At 27.0% G+C, this 4,699-nt stretch carries 8 protein-coding genes and 1 pseudogene; 8 read left to right on the forward strand and 1 reads right to left on the reverse strand.

Going from position 1 to position 4,699, the window contains the following annotated elements; all coding sequences use genetic code 11:
- The first annotated feature begins 33 nt into the window (after positions 1-33).
- From AS160_RS11560 to AS160_RS09835, 6 genes are all read left to right on the forward strand, one after another.
- Complete coding sequence (locus tag AS160_RS11560; protein ID WP_277601311.1) at positions 34-165, forward strand: hypothetical protein; 132 nt, start codon at positions 34-36, stop codon at positions 163-165.
- 157 nt (positions 166-322) lie between these two features.
- The gene (locus AS160_RS09815; RefSeq protein WP_165148377.1) at positions 323-469 is read left to right on the forward strand and encodes a hypothetical protein; all 147 of its coding nucleotides are present in this window, start codon (positions 323-325) and stop codon (positions 467-469) included.
- A 136-nt stretch (positions 470-605) separates the two neighbouring features.
- Entirely contained in the window at positions 606-752 is a 147-nt protein-coding gene (locus tag AS160_RS09820; RefSeq protein ID WP_165148380.1) for a hypothetical protein, read from the forward strand.
- 10 nt (positions 753-762) lie between these two features.
- On the forward strand, positions 763-924 hold the full coding sequence (locus tag AS160_RS09825; RefSeq protein ID WP_165148383.1) for a hypothetical protein: 162 nt from the start codon (positions 763-765) through the stop codon (positions 922-924).
- Positions 925-944: 20 nt separating this feature from the next.
- Positions 945-1,091: a hypothetical protein gene (locus AS160_RS09830; protein ID WP_165148386.1), complete on the forward strand. Its 147-nt coding sequence runs from the start codon at positions 945-947 to the stop codon at positions 1,089-1,091.
- 5 nt (positions 1,092-1,096) lie between these two features.
- On the forward strand, positions 1,097-2,431 hold the full coding sequence (locus AS160_RS09835; RefSeq protein ID WP_165148389.1) for a radical SAM protein: 1,335 nt from the start codon (positions 1,097-1,099) through the stop codon (positions 2,429-2,431).
- A gap of 651 nt (positions 2,432-3,082) precedes the next feature.
- On the opposite strand, the gene AS160_RS09840 is transcribed toward AS160_RS09835, so the two are convergent.
- Complete coding sequence (locus tag AS160_RS09840) at positions 3,083-3,907, reverse strand: transposase (protein WP_165148392.1); 825 nt, start codon at positions 3,905-3,907, stop codon at positions 3,083-3,085.
- Positions 3,908-4,088: 181 nt separating this feature from the next.
- Between AS160_RS09840 and AS160_RS09845 the strand changes: the two genes are divergently transcribed.
- Both AS160_RS09845 and AS160_RS09850 read left to right on the forward strand, forming a co-directional pair.
- Positions 4,089-4,238 carry a hypothetical protein gene (locus AS160_RS09845; protein ID WP_165148395.1) on the forward strand — a complete coding sequence of 50 codons (150 nt, stop codon included), beginning with the start codon at positions 4,089-4,091 and terminating at the stop codon, positions 4,236-4,238.
- 163 nt (positions 4,239-4,401) lie between these two features.
- Positions 4,402-4,699 (forward strand): annotated as a pseudogene (locus AS160_RS09850) (ABC transporter permease); the annotation flags it as partial.

A 4,699-nucleotide genomic window follows, 5' to 3' on the forward strand; every position in this document is an offset into this window, starting at 1 on the left:
AGAAATGCTAAGATAAATGAGGGGGGTGAAAAAATGAAAAAAATAATTATATTAATAATGGCAATCATAATATTATCTTCAACAATGGTATATGGTGGTGATGATAAAAGTAATTCAACTACTCATTCAACTAATCCTCAAGTTCAAAATGAAATTTTTGAATGAAAAATAGCTCTATACTCGATTGTTTATTAATATTATAACATATGACACTTTTGTAATACAATGTGGTTTATAAACAAAATAAAAAATTTTTCAGCCGGATGCTTTTTTTAGCACTAAAGATTATTGGATAATTTTAATTTAGAAAGGAGGAAGAAAAATGGTATGGATTGAAAAAATCGAAGAAAAGAGAAAAACTGAATTTTGGTGTCCTTGCAAAGGACCTATATGTTTTTTTGATTGCTGGTGGTTATGTACTTGTAATGGTCCAGGGGGATGTTATGAAGCATGTACAATAGTTCAATAACTAAATGTTTGAAAAAATAAGAAACAATAATCCTAGAAATGAGGAAAGTAGTTAGTTATTTTATAAAATTAAAAATAGTCGTAAAATGGATTAATAATACTAATTTCAGGAATAAAAAATTTTGGGAGGTGAATATATGCAATGGATCGAGAAAAATAATGATTATATGCTTGAATTTGAATTTTCTTGTGCAATTTTAAGACTTATATGTCCGTGTTTTGGAGAAAGTTGTTTGTTTAAATGTCATTGTCAAGGAGATAACTCATGTCACGAACAAAGATAGAGGTGAAAAAATGAATTGGATTGAAGAAGTAAGAAATCCTACAAATATAGAAAGTTTTTGGTGTCCTTGTAAAGGAGAAATATGCTTATTTAAAAGTTGTACATGTTATGGTGGGGCATGCCATTACAATTGTGAATGGAAATATATATGCTACTCACAATTAACACCATAATTAAAAAAGGAGAGAAAATTATGCAATGGATCGAGAAAAATAATGATTATATGCTTGAATTTGAAATTTCTTGCTCAATTTTAAGATTTATATGTCCGTGTTTTGGAGTAGAATGTTTAATAGCATGTAAATGCGATGGAAATGGAATATGTTATGAGAAAGGATGATATAAATGAAACCATCAAAATATAATTTTATTTTTGAAGATAATGGAGAAATATTAGCATATAATGCCTTAAGTGGTGGATTTGCAATAATTGAACCTGAAGTAAAAGATGCATTAATGTCAGAAAATAACTTAAAACAATTTAAAAACAAAAAAGAAAATAAGAAAATATATGAAGAATTAAAAAAAGGAAAGTTTATTGTTGATTTTGATGAATTAAAATATATAGAATTCATATATAATTCATTAAAGTTTGAAAAAAAAGGATTGGGTTTAACCATCGCACCTACAATGAGTTGTAATTTTGCATGCGAGTACTGTTATGAATCAAGAAATAAAGTATTTATGGATAAAGAAGTAAAAAAGTCTATTGTGAATTTTGTAAAACAATATATAGATGAAATAAAATATTTATCGGTATCGTGGTATGGTGGAGAACCGCTATTAGATTTAAAAACAATAAAAGAATTATCGAAGGAGTTTATAAACCTTTGTGAAAATAATGATATAAAATATAATGCATCAATTGTCACAAATGGATATTTGTTAAATGCAAAAATAGCCAAGGTATTAAAAAAGCTAAGGATAAAAACAGTTCAAATTACAATAGATGGGCCTAAAGACATTCATGATAGAAGGAGACCTTTGATCAATGGAAAAGGTAGTTTTGATACAATAATAAATAATATAAAAGAAGTAAAAGATTATTTTGAACATATAAGTATAAGAATAAATATAGATAAAACAAATGAAGATAAAATAACTGAATTATTAAAATATCTAAAAAGCGAAGGATTAACAGAAAAGAATTGTAGGCCATATCTTGCTTTTGTAGATGTATCAACAGAAGTATGTAAAGATATAGAAATAAACTGTATTGATATAAAAAATCGTTCAAAATATATGGTTGAAAAGGCAAAAGAAGCATATGAAGAAGGGATAAATATTATAAAGTATCCAACTCCAATGTATTCACAATGTGGAGCAGTAAAACCAAATAGTTTTGTAATAGATCCAGAAGGATATATGTATAAATGTTGGCATGAAGTTGGAATAAAAGCATTAGCAATAGGAAATATAAAAGGAAACGAAAAAAACAAAAATTTTGATAGATATTTAAAATGGAATACATTTAATCCTTTAAATTATAAGGAATGTAAAAATTGTAAGTTTTTACCATTATGTATGGGTGGTTGTCCTGATAAAACATTGTTTAAGTATGGTGGAATAAATGAAGAAAGTTGTACAATGTATAAATACAATCTTGAGGAAATGTTAAAAATGCATTTAAAGGCAAAATTGAAAAATGGTTTTTTACCTATACCAATAATGGACTCTTAAAAAATAGTGTCCAGCAAGAAGTAAATAAGAGATGAAAAATATTAATAATGTATAACACGAAGAAGAGGAGTGAAAATAATACAAAAAAGTCCTGAAGAAATAACGAAAGAAAAGCACGAAATGAAAGAAAATGTAAGAAAAAATGGGATAAAAATAAATAGACTGAATTTAAAACAATTCAGCATATAAAAAAGATTAAATTTAATTGGAGTAAAAAATTACGAGAAATAACTGAATAATTAATTTTTAATGTAAATGGATTTAGTTTTGCTATAGAAGCCAGTAAATGGTCTATACACAAATCATGAGCAAGGAAAGCAGAACAGATAAAAAAAGATTAACAAGATTAGCATCAAGAGAAATAGCATTAATATGACGTAATTTAGTATGAGAAATATAGGATTCAATATTAGCAAAAAGAGATTCAATACGAACACGCAACTTATAGGTTTCTTTAAAGAAAGAAGAATTTCTAAAACTAAAATTATCTTTAGAGAAATTTTGATATTTATAACAATTAGTACATGAATCTGGTTTATCATCAAAAGGACAAACGAATTTAGAACGATAAATATCACGTTTAGATTCATGATATTGTTTTAAGAGTTATACCGCAATCACCTTTAGGTATATCCATAGAAGAATTAGCTCTTAAAGGGATAAAAGCGATACCGCCAAAAACATTATGAACAAAATCATAAATCTTAGAAGAGTCATAACCCTTATCAGCAATAACTTTTGAACCAGTAACTTCAAGATAGAGCATAAGCAAATCAATAAGTTTAGGGAAACAGATTTATCATCAATAGAAGCAGGAGTAACAATAGTAAAAATAGGGATATTAAAAAAAGAAATAGTATGACCTTTGTAACCGACATAAAAGAAAATATTTTTAGGATTTCCGTGTTTATCATAAAATCTAATATTATCATTAATAGGTTTAACCCCAAAATCAGCATCAAGAGGAGTAGAATAATAAGTGGAAAAGTCATCAGAAAAATTATTAAAAGATTTAGGATTATTAAAATGAGAATCAAAAGGAATAGGAAAAGAATCAACAATAACAAGATCAGTTGAAATGAACCCATCAGAAATTCCTCTAAAAAGAAGATCGGTAATAATGGAATAAATAATATTAATATGAAAGGATTTTCTAAAATTAGAAAAAGTAGATTCAGAAGGGACATAATTACGAATAGGATCGAATCCCATAATTTGAGCTAAATAAGGATTAGAATAAAGCTCATTAATGAGTTCTCTAATAGAATGAATTTTTTTAATAGTTTTAAACAAAAGAGCTTTAATCATAGAAACAGGAGAATAGCCAGTTCTACCAACACCAGTATTTTTAATGTCATGAACTAAAGACCAATCGATATAATCAAAAATAGTCAGGATATAAGTCAATGGGGAATGATATTTAAAATATTCCTCATACACAAAATCAAGATAAAATTGATTGGGATTGTAACTCATATTGTTTACCTTCTTGAAATAATTTTATTCCGGAATTAACCGAATGAAATTAATATTTAACTAAAATGATTATACATCAAGGAGGTAAGCACCTTTTCTAAAGTGAGTAAACATTTGTTAAACAAATATTTTTAGAATTTCGAAAGATTCTATATACCAATAAAATAAGGAGGGGATTTTTATGTTATGGATAGAAAAACCAAAAAATCCAGAAGAAAAGATTTGTTGGTTCAAATGGTTAGAAGGGTTCTTTAATTGGTTTAGAAACACTTTCCATATTTTTGAATGTAATTGTGAAGGCGAAGGTGTTTGCTTAGAAGTAAGGGAGTGAAATAATGAAATGGATTGAAAAAAATGAAGAATATTCAGAGGAATTCTTGTGCCCTTGCAAAGGCCCTGATTGTTTTTTTCACTGGTGTGATTTATGTATAATTTTATGTAATTGTAAAGGTGAAGGTTTTTGTAAAAGAAATTTTAATTAAATTGGTGAAACTATGAAAACAATAAAAAAATTTCTATATTTTTTAGGTAGAGATATACTAATATGGAAAAGTTATAAAACACAAGCAGTACTGGGAATACTCAGTGGATTCTTAGGATTATTACAATTTGGATTCATGGGAAGGTTCATAGCTCAGGGTAATTACTTTCCAATGATTGAACAATATGGGGGAAATATTCTTGCATATTTCATATCTGGAAGCGTATTTATGAGTTATACTACTCTCTCTCTAACAACATTTAAAAGTGTAATAAGACAGGAGCAGGTAATGGGAACAATAGAATACCTGC

The sequence above is a fragment of the Marinitoga sp. 38H-ov genome (assembly GCF_011057715.1).
Taxonomy (GTDB): domain Bacteria; phylum Thermotogota; class Thermotogae; order Petrotogales; family Petrotogaceae; genus Marinitoga.

What these genes read in the sequence shown, in the direction of transcription:
- AS160_RS11560 (WP_277601311.1), top strand. Translation starts at nt 34, where the DNA reads ATGAAAAAAATAATTATATTAATAATGGCAATCATAATATTATCTTCA.
- AS160_RS09815 (WP_165148377.1), top strand. Translation starts at nt 323, where the DNA reads ATGGTATGGATTGAAAAAATCGAAGAAAAGAGAAAAACTGAATTTTGG.
- AS160_RS09820 (WP_165148380.1), top strand. Translation starts at nt 606, where the DNA reads ATGCAATGGATCGAGAAAAATAATGATTATATGCTTGAATTTGAATTT.
- AS160_RS09825 (WP_165148383.1), top strand. Translation starts at nt 763, where the DNA reads ATGAATTGGATTGAAGAAGTAAGAAATCCTACAAATATAGAAAGTTTT.
- AS160_RS09830 (WP_165148386.1), top strand. Translation starts at nt 945, where the DNA reads ATGCAATGGATCGAGAAAAATAATGATTATATGCTTGAATTTGAAATT.
- AS160_RS09835 (WP_165148389.1), top strand. Translation starts at nt 1,097, where the DNA reads ATGAAACCATCAAAATATAATTTTATTTTTGAAGATAATGGAGAAATA.
- AS160_RS09840 (WP_165148392.1), bottom strand. Translation starts at nt 3,907, where the DNA reads ATGAGTTACAATCCCAATCAATTTTATCTTGATTTTGTGTATGAGGAA.
- AS160_RS09845 (WP_165148395.1), top strand. Translation starts at nt 4,089, where the DNA reads ATGTTATGGATAGAAAAACCAAAAAATCCAGAAGAAAAGATTTGTTGG.